We start from the raw sequence: 24,276 nt of genomic DNA, 5'->3' as shown, positions 1-24,276 counted from the left end.
TGGCGCGCACGTCGTGGGCCTTGCCGTTGTACCAGTACGCGTCGGGGAAGAAGAGGACCTTGGGCTCGATCTGGCCGAAGCGGTCCACCACCCCCTGCGCGCCAAAGTCGGGGGAGCAGGAGGACCAGGTGGCGCCCAGACCGGCGGTGGCCAGCATGGCGGCCAGCGTCTCGGGCATGTTGGGCATATAGGCGGCGACCCGGTCGCCGACGCCGACCCCGGCGGCCTTCAGCGCCTGCTGCAGGCGCGACACCTCGGCCTTCAGCTCGGCCCCGCTCCAGCGGCGGCGCACCTTGTCCTCGCCCCGGAAGACCACGGCGTCACCCGCCGGCGCACCGGCCAGAACGGTTTCGGCGTAGTTCAGGCGGGCGTCGGGGAACCAGCGCGCACCGGGCATGCGGTCGCCGTCCACCAGCACGCGCTCGCCGGGCTCGCCGGCCACGCCGGCCCACTCCCACAGGAAGCGCCAGAAATCCTCCTTCCTCGCCACCGACCAGGCCCACAGCTCTTCATAATCGGCCAGGGCCAGGGCGAAGCGGGCGTTGACCGCCGCGCGGAAGCCGGTCAGCGCCGCGGCGGCGATGCGTTCGGGCGACGGCTGCCACAGGGGTGCTGCGGCGTTCATGGTGTTCATGGCGTTCATGGTGTCCGGGGTCATGGCCGTTTCCTCACTGCGCGGTCCAGCCGCCGTCCATGACCAGCGCCGAGCCGGTCATCTGCGCCGCCGCGTCGGAGCACAGGAAGACGGTGAGGTCGCCGAGCTGTTCGGGCGTGACGAACTGCCGGGACGGCTGCTTCTCCTCCAGAAGCTGCCGGCGCGCCGTCGCCCCGTCGAGGCCGCGGATCTGCGCCAGGGCGTCCACCTGCGCCTGCACCAGCGGCGTCAGCACCCAGCCGGGGCAGACGGCGTTGCAGGTGACGCCGCTGCCCGCCGTCTCCAGCCCCACCACCTTGGTCAGCCCGACGACGCCGTGCTTGGCCGCCACGTAGGCCGCCTTGTGCGCCGAGGCGACCAGCCCGTGCACCGAGGCGATGTTGACGATGCGACCCCAGCCCCGCGCCTTCATCCCCGGCAGGGCCAGCCGGGTGGTGTGGAACACCGCCGACAGGTTGATGGCGATGACGGCGTCCCACCGCTCGGCCGGGAACGCCTCCACCGGGGCGACGTGCTGGATGCCGGCGTTGTTGACCAGGATGTCGATCCGCCCCGGGTCCGCTTGCGCGTGGGCGACCAGCGCCTCCGCCCCGTCCGGCGCCGACAGGTCGGCGCCGTGGAAGGAGACGCGCACCCCGTGCTCGTGCGCCAGGGTGGCGCGCAGGTCCTCGATCGCCCCGGCGTCGCCCAGGCCGTTCAGCACGATGTCGGCGCCGCGCGCCGCCAGCGCGCGGGCAACCGCCAGGCCGATCCCGCTGGTCGATCCGGTGACCAGCGCGGCCTTGCCCTTCAGGTCCATGTCCCTATCCCTTTTCCTGTCCATGGGGTCGCACGCCTGCGGCGTGCGCCCGGTCGGTCTCAATGCGCCATCAGCACGGGGATGGCGGCGTGGTGGAGCACGTGGCGGGTGGCGCCGCCCAGCACCAGTTCGGCCAGGCGCGAGTGGCCGTAGCCGCCCATCACCAGCAGGTCGGCGCCGAAGCCGGCGGCGGCGTCCAGGATGGCGGGGCCGACGCCCCGCGCGCCGGCCGGCACGGCGTCGCTGCGCACGCCAACGCCGTTGCGCGCGAGGTGGGCGGCCGCCTCGGTCAGGGAGTCGGCGCCCTCGCCGACGCGGAACAGCAGCACCTCCGCGGCGGCGGCCAGGATCGGCATGGCGTCGGCGACGGCGCGGCTGGCCTCGCGGCTGCCGTCCCAGGCCACCGCGACCCGCGCGCCGGGCACCCCCGGCGCCCCCGCGTCGGGGACCACCAGCACCGGCCGGCCGGCGGTCATCAGCAGGTGGTGGACGAGGGTGCCGGCGGGCAGCTCCTCCTCGTGGTCGGCGTCGGGCGCGCCGGCCACCGTCAGCCCGGCGTGGCGCGCGCGCCGGCACACCTGTTCCACCCCGCCGCCGGTGTCCATCCACCACAGGGCCGGTACGCCGGCGGCCCGGGCCGCCGCGTGGAAGCCGTCGCGGATGCGGGCGGTGTCGGCGGTGATGGCGTCGGCCTGCGCGGCCAGCGCCTCCGCCGGGATGCCCGCGCGGATGGCGTTGGGCACGTGCGGGTGCACCTCCACCCGCAGCCCCACCAGGGTGGCGCCGAAGCGGGCCGCCAGCCCGGCCGCCACGGCCAGGCGGTGGTCGCTGTGGGCGGTGCGGTCGAGATGGACCAGGATGTCCTTGTGCATGGTGATGTCCTCCGTCCCCGTCGTGCGCGCTCAGCCGCCGTAGACCTGCCGGGGCAGCCAGAGCACCAGTTCCTGCCAGTAGAAGCAGGCGGTCACTGCGGCGGCCTGGAGCAGCACGAAGGGGATCACGCCGCGGTAGATGTGCATGATGGTGAAGCCCGGCGGGCACACGCCCTTCAGATAGAACAGGGAGAAGCCCACCGGCGGCGTCAGGAACGAGGTCTGCAGGCAGACCGCGAAGATCACCACGAACCAGACCATGTCGAAGCCCAGCGCCTGCACCACCGGCGCCACCAGCGGCAGCATGATCAGTGTGATCTCCAGCCAGTCGAGGAAGAAGCCCAGCAGGAAGGCGATCAGCAGGATGAAGATCACCACGCCGGTCGGCTCGAACGGCAGCCCCTTCAGCAGGTCGGCGATGAACTCGTCGCCGCCCAGCGAGCGCATCACCAGCGAGAACGCGGTCGCCCCCAGGAAGATGGCGAAGATGAAGGCGGTGGTGTGCATGGTGGCGCGGCACGCCTCGCGCAGCACCGTCAGGGTCAGCCGGCCGTTGGCCGCCGCCAGCAGGGTCGCCCCGAAGGCACCCACCCCCGACGCCTCGGTCGGCGTGGCGATGCCGAAGAAGATGGTGCCCAGCACCGCCAGGATCAGCGCCAGCGCCGGCAGCACCGCCAGCACCACGTTCAGCACCGCCCGCCAGTCCAGCGGCGGCTGGTTCTCGTCGATGGGGGCCAGGTCGGGTTTCAGGTTGGCGATGATGATCACGTAGGCCATGTAGAGGCCGCCCAGCAGCAGGCCGGGCATCAGCGCCCCCATGAACAGGTCGCCCACCGGCAGCGAGAGCTGGTCGGCCATCAGCACCAGCATGATCGACGGAGGGATCAGGATGCCCAGCGTGCCCGAGGCGGCGACCACCCCCGACGCCAGCTCGCGCGAGTAACGGTGCTGCTGCATCACCGGGATCGACATCATGGCCAGCAGCACCACCGAGGCGCCGACGATGCCCGTGGACGCCGCCAGGAGCACGCCGATCAGCACCACCGTCAGCGCCAGCCCGCCGCGCATGCGGCCGAAGGCGCGCACGAAGTTGTGCATCATCTTCTCGGCGACGCCCGATCGGTCGAGCATCTGGCCCATGAAGACGAACATGGGCAGCGCCACCAGCACCCAGTTGCCCACCTGCGCCCAGATGCGGTCGGCGATGATGGCGAAGTCCGACCAGGCGTCGAGCAGGAAGGTGTCGACGTCGAAATGGTTGCTCAGCAGGATGCCCAGCCCGGTGAAGGCGACCGACAGGCCGCCGAGGATCCAGGCGATCGGAAACCCGGTGAACAGCAGCAGGATGAACAGGACGAGCAGTCCCGTGACGATGATCTCGAAGGCTTCCATGGCGGGTGTCCTTGCGGGCGGCGTCGGTCAGCGCGGCGGCACGGGGCGGGGAAAGCCCAGAACCAGCGCCGTGCAGCGCGACAGGCGGGCCAGTGCGGCCAGCGTCAGCAGCATGAAGCCGAACGGGACCGCGGCCTTGATGACCCAGCGGTAGGGCAGGCCGCCCGGCGCCGGGGACACCTCGTTCAGCAGATAGGCGGTGTGGGCGAGCTTGCTCCCCTCGATGATCACGGCGACGGCGAAGGGCAGCAGCAGCGCCACGATGCCGATGATCTCGATGATTGCGCGGGTGCGCCGCGACCAGCGCTCGGCCAGAACGTCGACGCGGACGTGGCCGTCGGTCTGCAGCGTGTAGGCCAGCCCGATCAGGAAGCCGACGCCGTAGATGTGCCACTGAAGCTCCTCGAACATGATGGAGCCCCGCCCGAGCAGGTAGCGCATGGCCACCTGCACGACGATCACCAGCATCAGCAGCGGCCACAGCCAGGACGCGGCCTCTCCCGTGAACCGGATGGCCCGGTCCGTGGCGGCGGAAAACGCGGTGTGCGGCAGATCCCCGGCCGCGTCGGTGTGCGCGTCCTGCGCGGTGGTGTTCATGACGGGCGCTCCGGCGGCGGGATCGGCGGCTCACTCCGGCGGCATCGGACCGATGCCGCCGGCATGCCCCTCCCGACCGATGCCGGGCATCGATCGGGAGGGTTCGATGGCCGGAAAATGATGAACGGGATCATTTTCCGGCGGGCTTACTTCCAGCCGCGCGGCAGGTAGCCGAGCTGCTTCCAGTTCTCGTAGCCGGCGATGAATGCCTGCTGCGATTCATGGACCTTCCGGAACAGCTCGTTCTTCGCCGATTCCTCGGCGATCACCTCTTCCGAGGCGGTGCGCAGGGCGCGCAGGATCTCGTCGTCGAGCCGCACGGCCTTCACGCCCTCCTTCTCGAAGCGGCGCAGCGTCTCGCCCTGGAGCGCTTCGGACTTGGCCAGCGCGATGGTGACGCCGGCGGTGCAGGCGGTTTCGATCTGCGCCCGGGCGGCGGGGGCCAGGCCCTCCCAGGCGTCCTGCTTCACGTAGAGGTACTGGGCGGTGTAGGGCTGGTGCCAGCCCGGCAGGTAGTAGAACTTTGCGACCTTGTAGAAGCCGAGCTGCTCGTCCACCGAGGGCAGCGAGAACTCGGTGGCGTCGAGCACGCCCTTCTCCAGCGCCTGGAACAGCTCGCTGCCGGGCAGCACGGTGACCGAGGCGCCCAGCTTCTGCAACACCCGGCCGCCCAGGCCGGCGGCGCGGATCTTCAGGCCCTTGATCTGATCCAGCGAGGTCAGCTCGAAGCGGAACCAGCCGGCCGCTTCCGGGCTGATGACGCCGCAGAAGATCGGCACCACCCGGTGCGGCGCGTAGACCTCGCGCAGCAGCTCGTTGCCGCCGCCGAAGTACATCCACGCCATGAACTCCCACGGCTCCATGCCGAAGGGGACCGCGCCGAACAGCACCGAGGCCGGGACCTTCCCCTGCTCGTAGCCCATCCAGGAATAGCCGGCGTCGGTCTTGCCGGTGCTGACGGCGTCGAAGATCTCCACGCCCGGCACCAGCTTGCCCGGCTCGAAGATCTCGAAGCGGATCTTGCCGTCGCTGGACTGCTGAAGCTGCTGCGCCACCCACGGCAGCGTGTCGCCCAGCGCCTTCAGGTTGGAGCCGAAGGCGATCGGCACGCTCCAGCGCACCCGGTCGCTGCGCCCCTGGGCCTCCGCCGGTGCGGCCAGCCCGGCGGCGAGGCCCAGCACGGACGCGGACAGAACCAGGGTGCGGAGGGCGCGGCGGCCCCGAGAGAAGAGTGACATGGTCGATGGCCTCCCGTTATGAACCGTTGAGCCTTCGAAGCCGAAGGCGTGACGCCGGCCGGGGCGGCGAACGCGGACCGTCGCGGGGGAGGGGTACGGCGGAGCGACGCTCCGCCCCGGCGGCGGCGCGCCACCGCGCACCGTCCGATGCTCCTCCCGTCCGGCGACCGTCCCCCGGGTTCACCCCGGGCGTTCGTGCTCCGCCCCGACCGACGGATCGATCGAAGGACGCTGCTGTGCGGACCCTTGCCCGGGCTCGCGGCCCGGTTGCCCCCTGATCAGCAAGGCCCGTGCCAGTCCGCCCGCTGCCGCGCCGACCGCGGATTCCGCAGGGCCGCTGCCGACGAATGTCTTGAGGAGAGGATGATCGGCCTGCCAGAATGTCTGTGTCGGCAGACACTGTGTCGGCACGGCGGACACCGTGCGATTCCGATGCCCGGACCGATGCGGGGGCTGCGGTTGCGCGACGGGGCGTTCCGGCGGGCAAGAACAGGGTGCGACCGGCACCGCATGCCGGCGCGGGGGAGGACGACCATGACGACCGGAATCTCGTTCGACGCGCTGCGCGAACACGCGGTGGCGTCGCTGTTCCAGCATCTCAGCGACACCTGCGTCGGCCTGCTGATCGTGGACCGGGAGGCGCGCATCGCCTGGCTGGGGGAGCGCTACGCCGAACTGCTGGGGAATCCGGTGAACCCGCTGGGCAAGCCGGTGGAGGAGGTGATTCCGCACAGCCAGATGCGCCGGGTGGTGGAGACCGGACAGCCCAACCTGCTGGACCTGATGGAGGTGGGGGAGCGCGTCTTCGTCGTCACCCGCCTGCCGCTGCGCGACGCGGAGGGCACGCTGATCGGTGCCATCGGCTTCGCCCTGTTCGACCGTGCCGAGCACCTGCGCCCGCTGGTCACCAAGTACCAGGCCTTGCAGGAGGAACTGTCGCGCACCCGGCGCGAACTGGCGCTGGAGCGGCGGGCCAAATACTCCTTCTCCCAGCTCATCGGCGTGTCCGAGGCCATGAACGAGGTGAAGCGACTGGGCCGCCGCGCCGCCCGGATGGACTCCACGGTCCTGCTGCTTGGCGAGACCGGCACGGGCAAGGAGCTGCTGGCGCACGCCATCCACGCGACCTCGCCGCGGGCGCGGCGGCCGCTGGTCGGGCTGAACGTGGCGGCGATCCCCGAGAACCTGCTGGAGGCCGAGCTGTTCGGCGTGGCCCCCGGCGCTTACACCGGGGCCGACCGGCGCCTGCGCGAGGGCAAGTTCCAGCTTGCCGACGGCGGCACCCTGTTCCTGGACGAGATCGGCGACATGCCGCTGGCCCTGCAGACCAAGCTGCTGCGCGTTCTGCAGGAGCGGGAGGTGGAGCCGCTCGGCTCCAACCGGATGATCCCGGTGGACGTCCGCATCATCGCAGCGACCAGCCGCGACCTCGCCGCCATGGTGCGGGACGGCGGCTTCCGCGCCGACCTCTACTACCGCCTGAACATCGTGCCGATCATGCTGCCGCCGCTGCGCGACCGCCCGGAGGACATCGAGGGCATCGCCGCCGCCATCCTCGACCGCCTTTCCGGCCGGTTCGGCGAGCCGCCGCGCGAACTGGACGAGGGCGCCGTCGCGGCCCTGCGCGCCCACACCTGGCCCGGCAACGTGCGCGAGCTGCACAACGTCCTGGAACGGGTGATGGCGCTCAGCGACGATCTCTTGCTGACCGCCGCCCACATCGACCGGGTGCTGCCCGTTGCCCCGCCGGCGCCGCCGGCCCGCGCACCGGCACCGCCCGCCGGGAGCCCCGTCCGCTCCCTCAGCGACATCATCCGCGAAACCGAGCGCGCCGCCATCCTCGCCGCCCTGAAGGAGGCGGACGGGGTGAAGGTGAAGGCCGCCGAACTGCTGGGCATTTCGCGCGCCTCTCTTTACGAGCGGTTGCAGGCCATCGGCCTGTCGGGGGACGCCGGCCGGCGGGGGCGCTGACGGGTGCCGTCGAGGACGATCGGGAAGACTATGGCGAGACGCGCTGCATCACGATCGGACGGTTGCGAAGCCGCATGGTCGTGCTCGTTTGGACCCCGCGCGGCGACGCACGGCGCATCATCAGCATGAGGAAAGCCAATGACCGCGAACAAGCACTCTACGGACCGCGCCTGGATGGATCCTGACGACGCGCCCGATCTGTCGGAGCCGGAATGGCAGGCGAAACTCGCCGCGACGCAGGTGCGGCGCGGCCGCCCGCCGGTGAACGATCGGCCGAAGGTCGCCACCAGTCTGCGGCTTGATGCCGAGGTGATCGAGCGGCTGAAGGCGGATGGGCCCGGCTGGCAAACCCGTGCCAACGAACTTCTGCGCACGGCGCTGGGCCTGCGATGATTCCGCTTGCCCCCGGATCGACGAGGATCGGGCGCTGACGGGTGCCGGCGGCCGATCTTATCGACCATTGCGGGAAGTGGCTTCCTCCTCCTCGATTGCGTCTGTATAGGCGTTCGGATTAAACCGAAGGGGGGAAGCCATGCTCAGTTCCATTCAGCCGAGCCGCCGCACGTTCCTGGTCGGCGCCGGCCGCTTCGCCGCCGCGTCGGCCGTTGCCGGCGCCATGCCGTTCTCCGCCGCCGCGGAGGCCGTCAGCCGCCCGATCGAGGCTTCGGCGCTGAAGGACCTGGCCGGTGCGGTGCGGGGCGGGGTGGTGCTTCCCGACGATCCGTTCTTCGGCGACTACGCCCGGCCGAACAACCTGCGCTTCGGCACGCTGCCCACGGCCATCGCGCGCTGCGCCGGGGAGGCCGACGTGCAGGCCTGCATCGCCTGGGTGAAGAAGCACGGCGCGGCGTTCGCCGTGCGCAGCGGCGGACACAACTACGCCGGCTTCTCCACCACCCCCGGCCTGCTGATCGACATGACGCCGATGAGCAGCATCTCCCTGCTGCCGGGCGGCGACGGTCTGGTGCGGATCGGCGGCGGCGTCCTCAACAGCATGGTCTACAAGGCCCTGGAGCGGCTGAACCGCACCATCACCCACGGGCGGTGCGACACCGTGGGCGCGGCGGGCTTCCTGCTGGGCGGCGGCATCGGCTTCAACATGCGCTGGCTGGGCATGGCGTCGGACCTGCTGCACGCCACCGGCGTCGTCACGGCCGACGGCGAGCTGCGCAGCGACGTGCGGGACGGCGGTGCCGACAGCGACCTGTTCTGGGCGTGCCGCGGCGGTGCCGGCGGGAACTTCGGCATCAACACGTCCTTCACCCTGCAAACCGTCCCGGTGGACACGGTCTCGTTCTTCGACGTCACCTGGACGGCGGACGTGGAAGCGGTGCTGCACACCCTGCTGACGCGCCTGGCGGAGGCGCCGCCGGAATTCGGCAGCAAGATCAGCGTCACCCGGCCGCCGCGCGGCAGCGGCAACCCGGCGCTCACGGTGTCCATCCTGGGCCAGCTCCACACATGCGACACCACGGTGGAGGCGATCCTCGGCCCGGTGCTGGAGACGGCGTCCACGGCGACGATCAACAAGGACATGCCCTACTGGCCGGCGCAGGATCTCCTCAGCGAGTTCACCTATCCGTACTTCTATCAGGAGAAATCGTCCTACATGAAGGCGGCGGACATCACGCCCGACGCCGTCGCCGCCATGGTCCGCCTCGCCCGCCTCATGCCGGGCACCAGCATGGGCAATTCCTTCAAGTTCTTCCAGGTGGGCGGCAAGGTGAACGTCATGCCGGCGGACGCCACCGCTTATGTCCACCGCGGCTACGACTGGCTGTTCTCCTCGGAGGTGAACTGGTGGGACCGCAAGGACCCGAAGGCGCTGGTCGACGAGAACCTCGCCTGGCAGGAGCAGTTCTACGCCACCGTCAACGAAGCCACCAGGGCGAAGGGCGCCTTCCAGAACTTCCCCGACCCCTCGCTGAAGGACTGGTCCACCGCCTATTACGGCAACAACTACTCCAGGCTGCGGCAGGTGAAGACCGCCTACGACAAATCCGATCTGTTCACCTACCGCCAGGGCATCAAGCCGCTGTGATCCCGACGGCATCGGAACGATGCCGTCGGGATCAGAAGTTCTCCTGTTCCGCCTCCAGGTAGGCGAGGCTGATGTATTTGCCGATGTTGGCGTCCCATCCCCTGGTGTCGGCGGCGCAGGCGGCGACGCGGGGGTCGCGCAGCACGGCGGCCCTGGCCTCCTCGACGTCGCCGCCGGCCTCCACGGTGGCGACGCAGGTCTCGTAGATGCCCTCGAACAGCGAGCGCTGCCAGTCCAGCACGTCGGGGCCGGGGGTGCCGTGGCCGGGCAGCCAGAGGCGCGTCCGGCTGTTGGCCAGCAGCCCGTCCATGGTCCGGAAGGTGCCGACGTAGGACCCGTCGTCCATGTTGGCGATGCGGCGCTCCATCAGGATGTCGCCGACGCACATGACGCCGTCCTCCGCCACCTCCACCGCGACGTCGCCGGGCGTGTGCGCCGTGCCGTAATGGTGGATGCGCAGCTCCAGGCCGCCCGCCGACAGGACGTCGCCGTGGCCGACGTCGCGGTCGGGGGGGACGATCTCGGTGCCGGCGGTCGCCCCGTTGGTCCAGCGGACCATGGCGGAGCGCCAGAAATCGCCTTCGATGCCGGCCACGGCGGCCCGCGTGTGCGGGTGGGCGTAGCGCGGCAGGTCCATGCCGAAGGCGTTGGTGAAGGCGTGGTTTCCCAGCCAGTGGTCGCCGTGATAGTGGGTGTTGACGATGCCCACTACCGGCGTGTCGGTGACCGTGCGCAGCATGCGGATCGCCATCTCGCCGATCTGCAGCGAGGCGCCGGAATCCACCACCATCACGCCGTCGGGGCCGACCACGAAGGTGATGTTGGCCATCATCCCCTGATTTTCCGGCGTCGGGAAGCCGTCCGGCGCCGGAACGATCCAGACGTGCGGGCTGACCCGGACGATCGGCCGGTCGGGGACCGGCGGCCCCGTGACGAAGGCTCCGACCTCGGCGGCGAACGCGCCGATCGCCCGCCGGTCGGACAGGCCGGCGGCCGTCACCGCGGCGACCGTGGCGGTTGCCGCACCGGCGAGGACGCGGCGCCGGGTGGGAACGATCATGGGACCTCCTGAAAGGGTTCATACGCGGTCAGGAAAATCCTGACCGCTGCGTTCAGACGCCACGCAGGCTTCGGCCCTATCGGGCCGCGGCCGCCGTCGCGGCCGATACCGGGTTTGGATGTCAAGACGTACCGAACCCGGTATCAATGGGCTGCCACCGGCCGGCCGGCCGGGCCGGCCGGGCCGGCGGTCGGGCGGTCGACCAGGATGTCGGTCAGCACCGCGCCGATCCACATGGACCACAGCACCAGCCACGCGGTGAGCACGAAGATCGAGGCGCCGGACACCCCGGCCCCGACGGCGCAGCCGCCGGCCATCACGCTGCCGAAGCCCATCAGGCAGCCGCCGACGATGTAGCGGCGCATGGACGAGCCGTCGTTGAAGCCCTCCAGCGTCAGCTCGCGGCCCAGCGCCCCGGCGATGAAGGCGCCGAGGACGACGCCGGGGATCAGGCCGGTGTCGAAGGTCCAGCGGGTTCCCGGCGGCGACAGCACCAGCATCAGGAAATCGGCCGAGGGCGCGGTGAAGCTGAGGGAGTGGACGGTGACCGGATCGAACGCCGAGGCGGCGGTGCGCCAGGTGAACCACCAGGCCGCGGCCACGGCAAGGCCGACGCCGGCGCCGCCCAGCCCCTTGCCCACCGGCAGCCCGGTGCGCCGGGCAAGCACGACGCCCGCCGCCAGCCACGCCAGGGCGAACAGCAGCGCCCCGCCGTGGCCGATGCCGCTCAGCGCCAGCAGGTCGCGCCCGGCGGCGTCCACCGTCCACAGGGCGTTGAGGGCGGTGCGCAGGGGCGCCAGCAGGCCGCCGGTGGCCGCCTGCGCCACCACCGCGAACACCAGCCCCGACAGCAGGGCCCGCAGGTTCCCCGTGGCCGACAGCACCAGCATGCGGCTGGCGCAGGCGCGCGTCAGCGTCATGCCGCAGCCGAACATCAGCCCGCCGAGGATGGCCCCCGACAGGCTGCCGGGGTTGTTGAGCTGGCGCACGCTGCCGGTGTCGAACAGGCCCAGCAGGATCAGCGTCTGCGTCGCGATGAGCGCGGTGGCGAAGGCCAGCAGCCACACCGCCAGCCGGTCCCCGGGGCGGCCGTGGGCGACCTCCAGCGTCGAGGCGCGCAGGCAGAATCGCGAGCGCTGCGCCAGCGCCCCGAACAGGGCGCCGATCAGCAGCCCGCCGAGGGCTTCGAAATGCTCCTCGCCGAGGAGTTCCATGAGGCCGTCGAACGTCACGGGCGTGTCCCCTTCCCCGTTGTATCAGGGATCTGCGTCAGGGTTTGATGTATGCGTAGCCGTCGCCCGACTGGAGCCGGGTGATGCGCAGCACGCCGGAGCGGGTGAACTCCGCCTCCATGATGAAAGCGTCCTTGTCGAGGTTGCGCCGCTCGATGGTGATCTCGCACACCTCGAAATGGACGCCGCGGGCGTTGAGGTCGGCGATCAGGGGGGCGTAGACGATGGCGTTCTTCTCGTCCTTCGCGCCGTCGAGCAGCAGGTCGATGCCGTCGGCGTGGGTGACCACGCGGATCTCGGTGTCGGGGGCGACGTCCAGGTGGTTGCGGATGTTGCGCAGCGCCTTGGTGCCCTGCAGGGCGGCGTCGTCGATGTGATAGACCACCTTGTCCTGCGCCGCCGCCACCGCCGGCGTCCCCGCCAGGAGGAGGAGCGGCAGCAGCAGGCGGGCGATGCGGCGGGAAACGCTCATGACGGGCTCCTTCGTGGGGGGCGGTGCCGGATGTCCGGCCGTGGGTCAGGCGTCCAGGCCGGGATTGCCGTCGACGCCCTTGAGGGCCGGCAGGTTGAGGGCCGGTGCGGCGAGCGACGTGCGGGCGCGCAGGTTCCGCGCCACCACCTCCCACACGGGTTCGCCGCCGGCGTCGCGCGCCTCCTCCGACACCGGGGCCCATCCGGCCACCTTGTAGGTCTTCGCGGCCTCCAGCGGCCGGTCGCCCAGGGTCAGGTCGCCGATGCGCCGCCCCGCCGGGGCGGTGGGATCGCAGGAGTAGGCGAGGCCGCCGACGCGCACCATGTCGCCGCCCTGCTGGTAATAGGGATCGGGGTTGAACAGGTTGTCGCAGACGTCCTCCAGCACCGCCTTGATCTGCTCGCCGGTCATGGCGGTCAGCGTCACATAGGGGTAGGTGATGGCGGTCTGGTCCAGCAGGTTCTCCATGGTGATGGGTTGGCCCGGCAGGATCGTGGTGCCCCAGCGGAAGCCGGGGGAGAAGGCGATCTCCGCGTCCTTCTCGGCCATCAGCGCGTCCAGGATGAGCTGGTCGAAGCTGCCGTTGAAGTTGCCGCGGCGGTAGAGCAGCCCTTCGCTGACCGCCAGCACCTCCCCCAGCTTGTCCTCGTAGGGTGCGCGCACACGGGTGATGAGCGCGTCCATCTCCGGGTCGGCGGGCAGCAGGTTGGCGAAGACCGGCATCAGCCGGTAGCGGAAATCGCGCACCCGCCCGTCCGTCACCTCCAGGTCGAGGACGCCCAGGAACTTGGCGTTGGAGCCGGCGTTGGTGACCAGCGTGCGGCCGCCGGGGTTGGTGACGATCGACGGGGCGGGCATGCCGTCGTGGGTGTGGCCGCCGAAAATGGCGTCGATGCCCGACACCCGCGACGCCATCTTCAGGTCGACGTCCATGCCGTTGTGCGACAGCACCACCACCACCGCCGCCCCGGCGGCGCGGGCGGCGTCGACGGTCGCCTGCATCTCCTCCTCGCGGATGCCGAAGGTCCAGTCGGCCACCATGTAGCGGGGGTTGGCGATGGGCGTGTAGGGGAACGCCTGCCCGATCACCGCCACCGGCACCCCGTTCACCCGGCGCAGGGTGAAGGGTTTGAACACGTCGTCGCCGAAATCGGCGGTCTTGATGTTCTGCGCGACAATCTCGATGTGGCCGGCGAAGTCCTTCTCCGCCACCTCCTGCACGCGGTCCTGGCCGTAGGTGCATTCCCAGTGCAGGGTCATGATGTCGACGCCCAGCAGCTTGGCGGCGTCCACCATGTCCTGCCCCTGCGTCCACAGCGCCGTGCCCGACCCCTGCCAGGTGTCGCCGCCGTCCAGCAGCAGGGCACCGGGGCGGGTGGCCCGCACCCGCTTCACCAGCGTCGCCAGGTGGGCGAAGCCGCCGACCCGGCCGTACACCGGCGCCCAGCGTTCGAACTCGACGCTGGTGAAGGCGTGGGCTTCCGGCGTGCCGGGCTTGACGCCGAAATGCTCCAGGAACTTCCCGGCGACCAGATGCGGCGCCCGACCCGCCATGTCCCCGATGCCGAGGTTGACGCTCGGCTCGCGGAAATGGATGGGTTTGAGCTGGGCGTGGCAGTCGGTGATGTGCAGCAGCGACACATTGCCGAAGGCGGGTGCGTCGTAGAAGGCGGCGGCCGCCGCCTCGGCACGGGCCGGCCCGGAGGGCAGGACCATGCCGGCGGCGGCGGCGGCGGTGAGGACGTGAAGGAACTCGCGACGGTTCATGGAACGGGCCTCGCGTGCCGGCCGGCGATCACTGGTTGACGGGCGAGCGGGGGTCGAGCAGCAGGGCCATGAGGTGCTTCATCTGCTCCTCGCTGAGGATGCCCATGTGGCCGGCGCGCGGCATGTTGGAACAGGCGTTGTTGGACTTGGAATTGTAGATCTTGGCCCAGGTCGCCTTCATCACCGCGTCGTCCGTGCCGCGCAGCTTGCCGTAATTGTGCAGGCTGGGGCCGATGGTGCCGTGGGAGATCTCCTCGGCGGAGATCTGATGGCAGTTGTAGCAGTTGCCGCCGTTGACCTGCTCCGGCTTGTCGGTCCAGGTGTTGCCGCGCCCGCTCTGGGCGATCTTCTCGCCCTCCTTCCAGTCGCCCAGCCAGACGCCGTCGGCGGGCCACTTGACGGACGCCAGGTTGACCTTCTCGATCTCCTCGCGCCGGGCCGCCGACTCCGGAGCGTAGACCGTCTCCGGATCGGAGCAGAAGACCTGGGTCTCGTCCTGGTTCAGACGGTCCAGCGTGGCGACGCCGCGGCCCTTGAAGCTGGTCTTCAGCATCTGCGCGAAGGCGGCGTCGTCGGCGCCGGGACCCCAGGGACCCGACTGGGCCATGGCCGCGCCGCCCGGCAGCAGGAGGGCGACGGCAACGAGCAACGCACGGTGTTTCATGCCCGCCTCCTTCAGCGCTTGATGCCGGGGGTCTTCATGACCGCCCCGTTGGAATTGGCCGCGATGTACGTGGACAGCGCGATGGTCGCGTCGGAGGCGTAGATCGGCTCCGGGAAGCGTTGCTGGCGGAAGCAGTCGTTGAGACGCCACTGCATGGACCACATCTGGCCGTTGCTGACGCGGTAGGCCGGCCAGCTCGTCCAGCCCGCCGCAGCACCCTCGTGGCCGGGGATGTAGGGCAGGTCCTGCATGCGGATGCGCGTCCCCTCCTGCCCGTGACAGGTGGCGCAGGAGAAGTCGTACGGCCCGCCCTGGAAGAAGAACAGCCGCTTGCCCAGCTCGTACATCGCCCGTTCCTTGGGGTGTTCGGGCGTCACGGTCACCGCCACGTCCCGGGACTGGCCGGACAGGTAGGCGACCAGCGCGTTCATCTCCTCCTTGGGCGGGGCGGTGAAGGAGGCGTCGATGTAGACCTTGGGGTCCTTGCCCTGCAGCGTTTCCATGCAGGTGAGCAGGCGCGATTCCAGGTCCTGGACGCGGTCGGTGTCGGCGAAATACCGCGGCAGCCGGGCGTAGGCGCCCTTCACCACGCCCGGCCCGAGGCCCAGATCGCATTGCTCCAGCGATGCGTTCTTCGGACCGGCCGGCGTCGTCCACAACTCCTCGCCCGCCATCTCGTGCAGTTCGGCGGGATTGCCGTCCTGCAACGCCTCGCGGTACGCCTCGATGCCCGCCTGCGGGTTGTCCATCTGGGCGTGCGCGACGGTGACCGCGGCGACCGCGGCGAGGAACGCCGCGATCCCTGTGCTTGCCTGGTGCATGACTCCTCCCGGAGCGTCGTTGTTCTGGTTGAACCGGCGGTCGGGCCGGCGGGGCCGGCCGGGCGCCCCGGTCAGGTCACCGTCGCCTCGTCGGTGCGGGTGTCGCCGGTGTTGTCGACCCAGGTGACCGTGACCGTGTCGCCGGCCTTGCCGCCCTTGATCCTGAAGGCCAGGAACGGGTTCTTGGAGATCGACGGCCCCCACTGCGCCTGCAGCACGGTGCGGTCGCCCAGCTTGGCGGTGACCTGGTTGATGAACCAGGCGGGAATGGTGGCGCCGCTGGCGTCCTTGCGCTGGCCGGTTTCCATCTCGTGGTTCATCAGGACCTTGATTTCCGTCACGCCGTCCTTCGAGGCGGCGCGGATCTTCATCGGCTTGCCCATGTCGGTGCTCCTTTCCGTTCCGCCTCAGCCGCCGCAGCCGCCCAGCGTGACCTTGATTTCCTTGGACGCGGTGTAGAACTTGCCGTCCGCCTTCACCAGGACGTGGACGTTGGAGGTCTGGCCCATCTTGATGCGGGCGGTGACGTCCGGGATGGTGTCCGCGGCGATGTCGAAGGACCCGGCCAGCATGCTCGGGTTCTTCTCGACCAGGATGGCGATGCGTTCGGTGTTGGGCAGCTTGCTGACCGCCTGCACCGGCACCACCGCGCCGTTCTCGGCGATGTCCGACGCGATGATCTGGACGTCGCCGCCGGTGGCCGGCGTGCCGGCGCCCAGGGCCTTCAGCGCCTCGTCCATGGTGCGGGCCTCGAAGGCCGCCTTGTCCCAGTTGGCCAGGGCCATGCGCGGGAACACCATTCCCGCCGCCGCCAGCGCCCCCAGCAGGGTGAGCACCTGCCGGCGCTCCATCGGATGTTCGATCATGGTTTCGATGTCCTCCTCGTTCGACTCACGTCCCCGGCGCGCCCGCCAGGATCCATTCGACCAGGATCCGCGCCTGGTCGTCGTTCAGGTCGGGCTGCGGCGGCATGGGGATGTCGCCCCACACGCCGTCGCCGCCGTCCTTCACCTTGGCCACCAGGGCGGGCACGCTGTCCCGGCCGCGGTAGCGTTCGGCGATCTCGCGGTAGCCGGGGCCGACGATCCGGGTGTCGACGCCGTGGCACGCCAGGCAGCCCGCCTGTTCGGCCAGGATGCGGGGCGAGGGGGCGTCGTCGTCCGGTTCCTCGTCGGGGCCGGTGCGCCGGCCGCGGACCGGTCCGATGATCCGGTTCTGCGCGGCGAGGTTGCCGTGGGCGCCCAGCGCGTGGTCGGGCAAGGTGGAGGCCAGCTCCACGCCCGCCTTGCAGTCCTTCATGCACAGGGTGTTGGCGGTGTCCGGCGCGGCGCCGGCGGTGTCGAATCCCGGCCCCGGCCACAGGGCGTGCGCCGTGGTCATGCCGTTGCGGTTGGGCATCACCGCCTGCACGTCGCGGATCGTCGCCTCGTTCAGCACGAAGTCGTCGGGCACGATCTCCGCCAGGTTCAGCATGTAGGCGAGCACCGCGTACACGTCGTCGTCGCTCAGCGACTTGGGCGCGTTCCAGGGCATGGCGCGGCGGATGTAGTCGTACAGGGTGGATACCGTCGCCACCTTCATGACGGTGGTGCGCTGGGGGAAGTCGGGCCGTTGCAGCGTGGCGACGCGGCCGCTCGCCATGTCCTCGGCCGTGGTGCCGCCGATCAGCGGGGAGAACACGGTGTTGCTCTCGCCGAAGGTGCCGTGGCAACCGGCGCAGGTGCTCTCCCAGATCTCCATGCCGCGGTCGACGGTGCCGGACCCCGGCGGCAGGCCGGCGAAGTCGGGCCCCACGTCGATGTCCCAGGCGCGGATCTCGTCCGGGGTGGCGGGGCGGCCGAGGCCGAATCCGTCGGCCGCACCCGCCGGCAGGGCGGCGCACAGGACACCGGCCAGGAGCAGTGCCCTAAAGGATCTGGACATTGCTCACATCCCCGTTTTCGGCGACCTGCCAGGTCTGGATGGCGTTGTTGTGGTAGATCGACCGCGTGCCGCGCACCTGCCGCAACTGGCCGTAAGAGGGCTGGACGTAGCCGGTCTCGTCGACGGCGCGCGATTGCAGCAGGGCGGGACGACCGTCCCACACCCAGGGCACGCTGAAGCGGGTCAGGCATTTGGACAGGACGGGGGTTTGCAGGGTCGCCTCGGTCCAGTTGATGCCGCCGTCGAACGACACGTCCACCCGCGTGATGCGGCCGCGCCCCGACCAGGCCAGGCCGCTGACCGAGAAGAAGCCGCGGTCGAGCAGCGCCTGGCCGCCCGACGGGGTGGTGATGACGGACTTGCACTCCTGGATCGAGGTGTACTGCCGGTGCTGCCCGTCGGGCATCAGGTCGACGTAGTGGATCGCCTCGTCCTTGGCGGCGTAGGGGCGTTCGCCCACCTCGATGCGGCGCAGCCACTTCACCCACGACACGCCCTGCACGCCCGGCACCACCAGGCGCAGGGGATAGCCGTTCTCCGGCCGCAGCATCTCGCCGTTCTGGCCGTAGGCCACCAGCACCTCGCCGGACAGCACCGGCTCGATGGGGATGGTGCGGGTCATCGACGAGCCGTCGCCGCCCTCCGCCAGCACGAACCGGGCGGCCCGCAGGTCGGCCCCGCAATCCTCCAGCAGGGTGCGCAGGGGCACGCCGGTGAATTCGCTGCACGACAGCATGCCGTGGCTGTACTGGACGGTGGGGACCGCGACGTTGCCCCACTCCATGCCGGTGTTGGCGCCGCACTCGATGAAGTGCATGCGCGACACCGAAGGCAGGCGCATCAGGTCGTCCAGCGTGTAGACCTTGGGCGTGCGCACCAGCTCCGGCCGTGCGCCGTTGATCATGAAGCGGTGCCGGGCCGGGTCGATGTCGTGCCAGCCCTGGTGGTGCCGTTCGAAATGCAGGCCGGACGGGGTGATGATGCCGAACAGCCCCTGCAGCGGCGTGAACGACACGCTGGCCGCGGCGACCTGGGTCAGGCCGGGGCTCTGGCGGCGCGCCAGGGCGCGCTCGTGGCGCGACGGCAGGCCGTAGGGGTTGGCGGCGACCGGCCGGCCGAGGCTGCCGCCCCAGGGCGTGGTTTGCAGGATGTCGGGGTCGCCGGCCCCCGCCGCAACGGCGGACGGGGCGGCGACGGCCGCGGCGGCGACCGTGGCGGCACCGGCGGCCAGGAAACCGGCGCGCAGGAACTCGCGCCGGCCTTTGCTGACCAGGTGGATCTGCTCTCCGGTCAGGAAGTTCTCGGGGGCCCGCCGCAGACGCCCGGACGTCACATCCGCCGCGGGATCGGGGGGGCCGGCTCGGGGGCTGTCCCCCTTGGCTGTGCGCATGAGTGTCATCACCATCCCTGAGTGTTCGGTCTTTGCCGAATATTCTTGTCTGCTGATGATACGTGCGCGGAACAAAGGCCAACAACCGGGTGGAACCCGGACGCGATCCGGGGTAAACCCGCGGTTTGTGTGGGATTTGTGGCGAATGCGACGATCGTTCGCTCGGCTGGCGCCGGTGCGCGCCGATCAATCCGGCCGGTATTACCCTCTCGATCAATGCCAAGGCATTGATCTGCCGGGTTTTACGGTCGGCAATAGATGGAAGTGATCAATTGCCGACCGTATGAGGGGTGCGGATCCACTTCATGGACGAAGCGGCACCGACCCTCGGCGTCGCACCGAACGTCGTCGGGTCGGGATGGCCGTGCACGCGGTGCAGCCACGCCGGCGAGGCCGACGGCCAGCGGGGGGCCGGGAGGGCGGTCGCGGGACGGCGGACGGGGGCTTGGCTCATGGCGCCCCGGGGCTGCCGGCGGCTCTTATTGCAGCGCCTCCAAAGCGGCAGGCAGATCGGTCAGCGGAAAGTCGTTGCCTTTGAACAGCAGCGGCTCGTTGGTCGATTTGGCCAGGGCGTAGGAGAAGCAATCCCCGTAGTTCAGGCCGGCGGGGTGGCGCCCCTTGCCGAAGCGCAGGAAGGCGTCGCGGGCGAGCCCGGCTTGGGCGGCGTCGACCGCCACGACCTCGAAGCCGTGGTCGGCCATCCAGGCGGCCGAGATGAGCCGAACATCGGCGGTGCCAATGGCGCGGGCGTAGCGCGCGGCGTCGGGCTCGGCGAACAGGATGGCCATGATGGCCGAAGTGTCGACAACCATCAGCGGGGCAGCCCGCTGTCGTCGTAGTCGAGAATGTCGTCGGGCGCGCGCGGGTCGAGGACCGGCCGGGCGGCGAGTTCGCGGTGCAACTGGGCCATGCGAGCTTCGGCGTCGTCGGCGCTGCGGACCCGGCGGGCGCGCAGGCGCTGCGCCTCGCGGCGCAGCAGCTCCAGGACGAGCTGCGAGGCGCCCTTGCCGGTGGCCGCCTTCAGCTCGGCCAGCAGGGAGTCCGCCTCGCGGTTCTTGATGGTGATCGACACGGGCAAATCCTGCGGAATACGGGACGCGTTTCTGCACAACATGGGCGGTTTGTCAGAATTCCGCAATCGGTAGAGAGTTCGTCGCAAACTTGGGGGGCCTTGGCGCCGCAGGGCGGAAGGGGCGGCGGGCGTATGGTTCGGCGGCGGCGTGATACGGCCGGAAAATGATCACTTCCATCATTTTCCGGCCGTGAAACCCGGCAGATCAATGCCTTGGCATTGATCGAAAGGGTCATACCGACGGTACCCTTCACGTGCCGTCGGTATGATCCGCGGCGAATGTCCCGTTCATCACCGTGGTGCGGACCGTCAACATCCGGTGGGCACCGCGCGGGGACCGGCGCATCTGCTGATTGGCGCCCATGCGCCGGTGCAGCAGGCGCCGGACCGTGCTTTCGGTCGTTGCCGTGGAGATGGTCTCGCCCCCGCGCCGGGCGGCGGCGTCGTCGTCGATCAGGCCGGCCTGCCCGACGACGCAGGTCTCCGGAGCCCGGCCGGGTTCATTCGGCGGAGACGGGCTGCGGCGTGCCGGCAGCCGGTGCCCCGGTCATGGGGGAGGCGGCGTCCGGCACCGCGACCGCGACGGGATTCGGGCCGTACAGGCGGCGGTGGCCGTCGATGTCCAGGGGTGAGAAGCCGAACAGGACGCTCTCCGCCTCGATCCCGCAGGGATAGTGCATCAGGGATTCGGGATCATAGGCGGTGAGGGCGATCACCGAAGCGGCGTCGGTGTTCCTTTCCGTCTTCCACCCGCATGCCACGAAACGGTCTTCCGGCGCCACGATCTGTTCGTGACGGTACCCCAGGATGTGGCCCAGCTCGTGGCGCAGGACGCCGATCTTGTCGAACCGGCTGCGCGGGTTGAAGTAGCTGCGGTCGATCTTCAGGACCCATTTGTCCCTGGGATCGCTCGGGTTGAAGCCGTCGGCCAGGAACGCACGCTGCACGTTGACGCCGACGACGAGGAAGGTCGCGTCGCTCCGGTTGGCCACCTCGATGAAACGGATGCCGCAGTCCCGGCAGATGTTCTCCCAGTCGTCCGTCGCCTTCGTCAGATTGGCGCGGAGAAGGGCGAGCTGGTCGGCGTCGGGGAAGCTGCCGGCGTCGATCCAGTAGTGCAGGATCTTGTCCTGCGGGGTCTTCCAGTACGCGGTCGATACGCGCAACGCGAAGGCGGGGTCGGCCTGTGCCCCGCACACCATGACGGCCAGCATGGCGACGCCCAGCCAACGGGCCGCGCGCGCCTTCAGCCACCGGACACCGATCATTCGAACGCTCCTCCGTGACGACATTCCCGGCCGCATCAGTCTTGCGGCGACGCCAGACCGCGGATCGTGGGCTCGATGAACCCTCCCACCGCCTTGCGCAGGATCGGCAGCGCGCGGACCAGCGCGTCGCCGAGCATCCGCCGCTCCGCGGGCGACAGTTCCGCGAACCGTTCGCGCAGCACCGTCGCGGTCAGGCGTGCCACGGGCTCCTCCGGTTCGACCAGGGCGGATTCCCCGCCCAGCGACGAGGCGAGGGTGTAGCCGCACAGACGCGTCAGCGTGCCCTCGGTCAGGCGGCGGTTGATGGCTTCGGCGACCGTCGGGAAGAAGTGGTCGAGCAGCGGCCCCTGCCGGAAGCGGAACCCCGTGCCGGGCGGCATGGGCGAGCCGGCGAGCGCCTGCATCACCGCCGGCACCCGCTCCGGGGCCAGCCATTCCAGGATGCCGGCGATGCGGGTGATCTCCTCCGCCTGCCCGGACGGGCCGGCCGCGGCCGCACGCGCGCGGGCCTCCGCGCCGGTCAGCCGGTCCGCCAGCCGCTCCCCCCATCGGCCGGCGCTGTCGGCCACATAGGCCATCAGGACCGTCCCGCCGCCATGGCCGTGGGAGGGCAGGGCCCAGCGGTAGAGCGCCTCCGCCGTCGCCCGGTGCCCCGGCCGGTCCGGCTCCAGGAGCCCGTCGAGCGTGGCGGCGGGGTTCCGGGAGACGGGATCGTCGGCCAGCCATCCGATGCCGGACGAGGACAGCCAGAGCTGCAAGGCAGCCTCGGCCACCGCATCGACCCATTCGGCGTCGGCGGCCGGCGGGTGCACGGGATCACGGGAGGGAAAGAGCGGCCGGAGCGCCGGGGCCGACAGGAGATGGCCGGCGAGGGTCCGATAGGCCATCTCCCGCGCCGGACGGTCGTCGAGCGCGATCAGGGAGTCCAGGGTCAAACCCGTGCTCATGGCCGGTCCTCCGGTTGCGTGTCCTCGGTCAGCAGCCGCGTCAGGCGCGGCCCGGCGAACCCGCGCAGCACCGTCATCAGCAGGGGCATCACGGGCCGCAGGGTGGCGCGCAGCTCGGCGCGTTCGGCCGCCGACAGGGCCTCGATCCCGTCCGCGATGCGCCCTTCGGTCACGCAGGGATAGTTGGCCGCGACCAGGAAACCGCCGGCGAAGTAGCTCTGCGGGCCGTCCACCACAAGGGCGAACAGGCTCTCCCCGGGGGCGAGCGCGGCGGTCGTGATGCGCTCGACGGTGACCGCCTCCATCGCGAACGGCTGCGCGGACACCAGCCGGAGGAGCGTGTCGCCGACCCGGAGCCGCTCCACCGGGACGTCGGGGTTGATCGCGGCCGCGGCCTCCGGGTCGATGGCCTTCGGCCCCGTGGCGGTGAGGAAGGTGTGGCCGGCCGACACGAAGGGCGGCAGCTCGTTGAAGCCGTGGATGGTCTGCGGCGCGTCCGGGATCCGCTCGCCGTCCTCGGACGCGCGGACGGTCACGGCGCCGTCGGCGGCAAGCAGCCCGTCGCCGGCCCCGACCGCCTCGATCGGCTTCGACGAGCCGTCGGCCAGACACACCGGGGTGCCGCGGACGAAGCAGGAGAAGATCGTCACGATCTCCCAGTCGTCGGGCCTGACGCCGGTCCGGTAGGCGCCGCCCTCGCGGTCCAGGAAGCGCGTGAACGCTTCCCCCCAGATGTAGTTCTGCGGCGGAGGCGCCGCCATCGGTGAAATGACGGTGTTCGGGACATACCGCCGCGTGCCCGCCACGGTCGACACCGCGTCGAAGACGGTGAGGGGGGTGTAGTCGGCCCGGATCAGGCGGCTCACCGGCTTGAAGCCGGTGGCCTGCGGGAACCACTCGGCAAAGCACCGGGTCACACGGTCGCGCTCCGCCGGGTTCAGCCGGCCCACCATGTAGGACACCAGCTCCAGGTGGCGGCCCAGCCGGATCCGGTCGTCGATGGTCGCCTCGCCGTACCTGATGTCGATCTGGTTCCGGTAGGCGTTGTCGGTCACGGCGTTGGCCAGTTCGGTCCCCCAGCCGGCGGGTCCGTTGGCGAGGTAGGCCTGGAACGACGTGCCGTTGCGACTTGCCGCGCTGGCACCGAACCCGGCGTCGTAGATGGCATTCCCGGCCGCGATCGCGGCCGGGCTGTCCGGGGCCAGCTCACGGTCGAGCACCGCGTTCACACGGTCGGCGTCCACGAGCCGGTTGAAGTTGCGCACCACCAGCCGGGTCGCCGCGGCGCACACCAGCGCCACCGAAATCGTCTTCAGCCAGCCGGTGTCGAGCGGGCGGATGCCCGGGACGTTGGCGGGGAAGGGCGCCGGGGCCGGAAGGTCGGCGAAGAAGACCGGGCGCACCTCGGGCACGGCCTTGAGGTATTCGAGAAACCGGGTGGGGACCCCGGGAGCGACGGCGGCGTCGCTCATCGTCAGGAGGTCCTCCACGGACAAAGTTGCCATCGCTGTCTCCCAATGCCGGACGCCGCTCGGGGGTCTGCCGCGGTGCGGCCGTCATCCGCCCGGCGCGACCGTGCCGTCCCACTTGTAGGTGACGAGGGTTTCGGGACTGGTCCGGCTGACCAGCCCGGTGAAGGTCCGGCCCGACGGCGCGAACCGGATGCACCCCGTCCGGTACAGGCCGGCGCGGGCGCCGAACGTCTGCACACCGACCCGGAGGTCGAGATGAAGGACGTCGTCCATGTAGGTGAACCGGTAATCGTCCACGCCGAGGACGATGTCATCCACGGCGACCTCGTGGCCGTTCGGTCCCCCGGCGCGCAAGGTCAGCCGGAAGCCGGGGACCGGGGACGGGGTGCCGCCGGCGAGCAGCACCTCCTGGTCGGTGACGGAGGTGTCGTAGACGGTCGGGCGGCGCGGCGGGCCGGCGTCGCCGAGCAGGGAAGACTCGAAGTTGCCGGCCATCGCCAGGCCCTTGATCCATCGGAACGCCGCCAGGGCGGCCTCCGTCCCGTGGTGTAGGCTGTCGTCCGCTTCCATGGCACGATCCTTGCCGATCCGGGTGATACCGGCGGCAATTGATGGAAGTGATC

At 70.6% G+C, this 24,276-nt stretch carries 26 protein-coding genes and 1 pseudogene; 4 read left to right on the top strand and 23 right to left on the bottom strand.

All coding sequences use genetic code 11. From position 1 onward, the window contains the following. From G472_RS0123380 to G472_RS0123355, 6 genes are all read right to left on the bottom strand, one after another. A partial coding sequence (locus tag G472_RS0123380; protein ID WP_029010312.1) for an AMP-binding protein occupies positions 1 to 658 on the bottom strand: 658 nt, incomplete at its 3' end. Between the two features lie 10 nt (positions 659 to 668). Then, positions 669 to 1,454 (bottom strand): 3-hydroxybutyrate dehydrogenase, encoded by a 786-nt coding sequence (locus G472_RS0123375; protein ID WP_029010311.1) that lies wholly within the window; start codon positions 1,452 to 1,454, stop codon positions 669 to 671. A gap of 59 nt (positions 1,455 to 1,513) precedes the next feature. Beyond that, a complete protein-coding gene (locus tag G472_RS0123370; RefSeq protein ID WP_035693529.1) occupies positions 1,514 to 2,326 on the bottom strand; it encodes a universal stress protein in 813 nt (270 codons plus the stop codon). Between the two features lie 30 nt (positions 2,327 to 2,356). Beyond that, positions 2,357 to 3,718, bottom strand: coding sequence for a TRAP transporter large permease (locus tag G472_RS0123365; protein ID WP_029010309.1), 1,362 nt, complete (start codon positions 3,716 to 3,718; stop codon positions 2,357 to 2,359). Positions 3,719 to 3,745: 27 nt separating this feature from the next. After that, on the bottom strand, positions 3,746 to 4,315 hold the full coding sequence (locus tag G472_RS0123360; protein ID WP_029010308.1) for a TRAP transporter small permease subunit: 570 nt from the start codon (positions 4,313 to 4,315) through the stop codon (positions 3,746 to 3,748). A 146-nt stretch (positions 4,316 to 4,461) separates the two neighbouring features. Then, positions 4,462 to 5,553: a TRAP transporter substrate-binding protein gene (locus tag G472_RS0123355; protein ID WP_029010307.1), complete on the bottom strand. Its 1,092-nt coding sequence runs from the start codon at positions 5,551 to 5,553 to the stop codon at positions 4,462 to 4,464. A gap of 534 nt (positions 5,554 to 6,087) precedes the next feature. On the opposite strand from G472_RS0123355, the gene G472_RS0123350 reads away from it, so the two are divergent. From G472_RS0123350 to G472_RS0123340, 4 genes are all read left to right on the top strand, one after another. Beyond that, positions 6,088 to 7,524 carry a sigma-54 interaction domain-containing protein gene (locus G472_RS0123350; RefSeq protein WP_084536873.1) on the top strand — a complete coding sequence of 479 codons (1,437 nt, stop codon included), beginning with the start codon at positions 6,088 to 6,090 and terminating at the stop codon, positions 7,522 to 7,524. A 62-nt stretch (positions 7,525 to 7,586) separates the two neighbouring features. Beyond that, positions 7,587 to 7,709 (top strand): BrnT family toxin, encoded by a 123-nt coding sequence (locus tag G472_RS40830; protein ID WP_425388002.1) that lies wholly within the window; start codon positions 7,587 to 7,589, stop codon positions 7,707 to 7,709. Then, positions 7,663 to 7,917 carry a BrnA antitoxin family protein gene (locus G472_RS0123345; protein WP_035693528.1) on the top strand — a complete coding sequence of 85 codons (255 nt, stop codon included), beginning with the start codon at positions 7,663 to 7,665 and terminating at the stop codon, positions 7,915 to 7,917. The genes G472_RS40830 and G472_RS0123345 overlap by 47 nt, the downstream gene beginning before the upstream one ends. A gap of 139 nt (positions 7,918 to 8,056) precedes the next feature. Continuing rightward, positions 8,057 to 9,565, top strand: coding sequence for an FAD-binding oxidoreductase (locus G472_RS0123340; protein ID WP_029010304.1), 1,509 nt, complete (start codon positions 8,057 to 8,059; stop codon positions 9,563 to 9,565). Between the two features lie 31 nt (positions 9,566 to 9,596). On the opposite strand, the gene G472_RS0123335 is transcribed toward G472_RS0123340, so the two are convergent. The 17 genes and pseudogenes from G472_RS0123335 to G472_RS0123255 all read right to left on the bottom strand — a co-directional run bounded on the left by G472_RS0123335 (position 9,597) and on the right by G472_RS0123255 (position 24,223). Continuing rightward, entirely contained in the window at positions 9,597 to 10,625 is a 1,029-nt protein-coding gene (locus tag G472_RS0123335; RefSeq protein WP_029010303.1) for an MBL fold metallo-hydrolase, read from the bottom strand. A gap of 143 nt (positions 10,626 to 10,768) precedes the next feature. Then, positions 10,769 to 11,857 carry a YeeE/YedE family protein gene (locus G472_RS35190; protein ID WP_245593564.1) on the bottom strand — a complete coding sequence of 363 codons (1,089 nt, stop codon included), beginning with the start codon at positions 11,855 to 11,857 and terminating at the stop codon, positions 10,769 to 10,771. Positions 11,858 to 11,894: 37 nt separating this feature from the next. Next, positions 11,895 to 12,329 (bottom strand): DsrE family protein, encoded by a 435-nt coding sequence (locus G472_RS0123325; protein WP_035693527.1) that lies wholly within the window; start codon positions 12,327 to 12,329, stop codon positions 11,895 to 11,897. A 45-nt stretch (positions 12,330 to 12,374) separates the two neighbouring features. After that, a complete protein-coding gene (gene soxB / locus G472_RS0123320) occupies positions 12,375 to 14,096 on the bottom strand; it encodes a thiosulfohydrolase SoxB (RefSeq protein WP_029010301.1) in 1,722 nt (573 codons plus the stop codon). Positions 14,097 to 14,124: 28 nt separating this feature from the next. Further along, positions 14,125 to 14,760 carry a sulfur oxidation c-type cytochrome SoxX gene (gene soxX / locus G472_RS0123315; protein ID WP_029010300.1) on the bottom strand — a complete coding sequence of 212 codons (636 nt, stop codon included), beginning with the start codon at positions 14,758 to 14,760 and terminating at the stop codon, positions 14,125 to 14,127. Between the two features lie 11 nt (positions 14,761 to 14,771). Continuing rightward, positions 14,772 to 15,581: a sulfur oxidation c-type cytochrome SoxA gene (gene soxA, locus G472_RS0123310; RefSeq protein WP_029010299.1), complete on the bottom strand. Its 810-nt coding sequence runs from the start codon at positions 15,579 to 15,581 to the stop codon at positions 14,772 to 14,774. 71 nt (positions 15,582 to 15,652) lie between these two features. Further along, positions 15,653 to 15,964, bottom strand: a complete 312-nt coding sequence (gene soxZ, locus G472_RS0123305) for a thiosulfate oxidation carrier complex protein SoxZ (RefSeq protein ID WP_029010298.1) — start codon at positions 15,962 to 15,964, stop codon at positions 15,653 to 15,655. 24 nt (positions 15,965 to 15,988) lie between these two features. Further along, the gene (soxY, locus tag G472_RS0123300) at positions 15,989 to 16,447 is read right to left on the bottom strand and encodes a thiosulfate oxidation carrier protein SoxY (RefSeq protein WP_051341185.1); all 459 of its coding nucleotides are present in this window, start codon (positions 16,445 to 16,447) and stop codon (positions 15,989 to 15,991) included. Between the two features lie 25 nt (positions 16,448 to 16,472). Further along, positions 16,473 to 17,504 (bottom strand): c-type cytochrome, encoded by a 1,032-nt coding sequence (locus G472_RS0123295; protein ID WP_029010296.1) that lies wholly within the window; start codon positions 17,502 to 17,504, stop codon positions 16,473 to 16,475. After that, positions 17,488 to 18,894, bottom strand: a complete 1,407-nt coding sequence (gene soxC, locus G472_RS0123290) for a sulfite dehydrogenase (protein WP_084536875.1) — start codon at positions 18,892 to 18,894, stop codon at positions 17,488 to 17,490. The genes G472_RS0123295 and soxC overlap by 17 nt, the downstream gene beginning before the upstream one ends. A 479-nt stretch (positions 18,895 to 19,373) precedes the next feature. Continuing rightward, positions 19,374 to 19,706, bottom strand: coding sequence for a PIN domain-containing protein (locus G472_RS0123285; protein WP_029010294.1), 333 nt, complete (start codon positions 19,704 to 19,706; stop codon positions 19,374 to 19,376). Next, the gene (locus G472_RS0123280; protein WP_029010293.1) at positions 19,706 to 19,966 is read right to left on the bottom strand and encodes a type II toxin-antitoxin system VapB family antitoxin; all 261 of its coding nucleotides are present in this window, start codon (positions 19,964 to 19,966) and stop codon (positions 19,706 to 19,708) included. Before G472_RS0123280 ends, G472_RS0123285 begins: the two co-directional genes overlap by 1 nt. Positions 19,967 to 20,216: 250 nt before the next feature. Next, positions 20,217 to 20,459, bottom strand: a pseudogene (locus G472_RS38350) (ISKra4-like element ISAzba1 family transposase); the annotation flags it as partial. Positions 20,460 to 20,466: 7 nt separating this feature from the next. Continuing rightward, a complete protein-coding gene (locus G472_RS39095; protein ID WP_029010292.1) occupies positions 20,467 to 21,234 on the bottom strand; it encodes a M12 family metallopeptidase in 768 nt (255 codons plus the stop codon). A 35-nt stretch (positions 21,235 to 21,269) separates the two neighbouring features. Beyond that, positions 21,270 to 22,181 carry a hypothetical protein gene (locus tag G472_RS0123265; protein ID WP_029010291.1) on the bottom strand — a complete coding sequence of 304 codons (912 nt, stop codon included), beginning with the start codon at positions 22,179 to 22,181 and terminating at the stop codon, positions 21,270 to 21,272. Next, complete coding sequence (locus tag G472_RS0123260) at positions 22,178 to 23,686, bottom strand: hypothetical protein (protein ID WP_156927231.1); 1,509 nt, start codon at positions 23,684 to 23,686, stop codon at positions 22,178 to 22,180. The genes G472_RS0123265 and G472_RS0123260 overlap by 4 nt, the downstream gene beginning before the upstream one ends. Positions 23,687 to 23,737: 51 nt before the next feature. Continuing rightward, entirely contained in the window at positions 23,738 to 24,223 is a 486-nt protein-coding gene (locus G472_RS0123255) for a hypothetical protein (protein ID WP_029010289.1), read from the bottom strand. Between the last annotated feature and the right edge of the window lie 53 nt (positions 24,224 to 24,276).

Origin of the sequence: Azospirillum halopraeferens DSM 3675 (genome assembly GCF_000429625.1) — a bacterium.
GTDB lineage: Bacteria > Pseudomonadota > Alphaproteobacteria > Azospirillales > Azospirillaceae > Azospirillum > Azospirillum halopraeferens.
The sequence above is the reverse complement of the archived record's forward strand: the minus strand, read 5'-3'. Positions and strand labels throughout refer to the sequence as shown.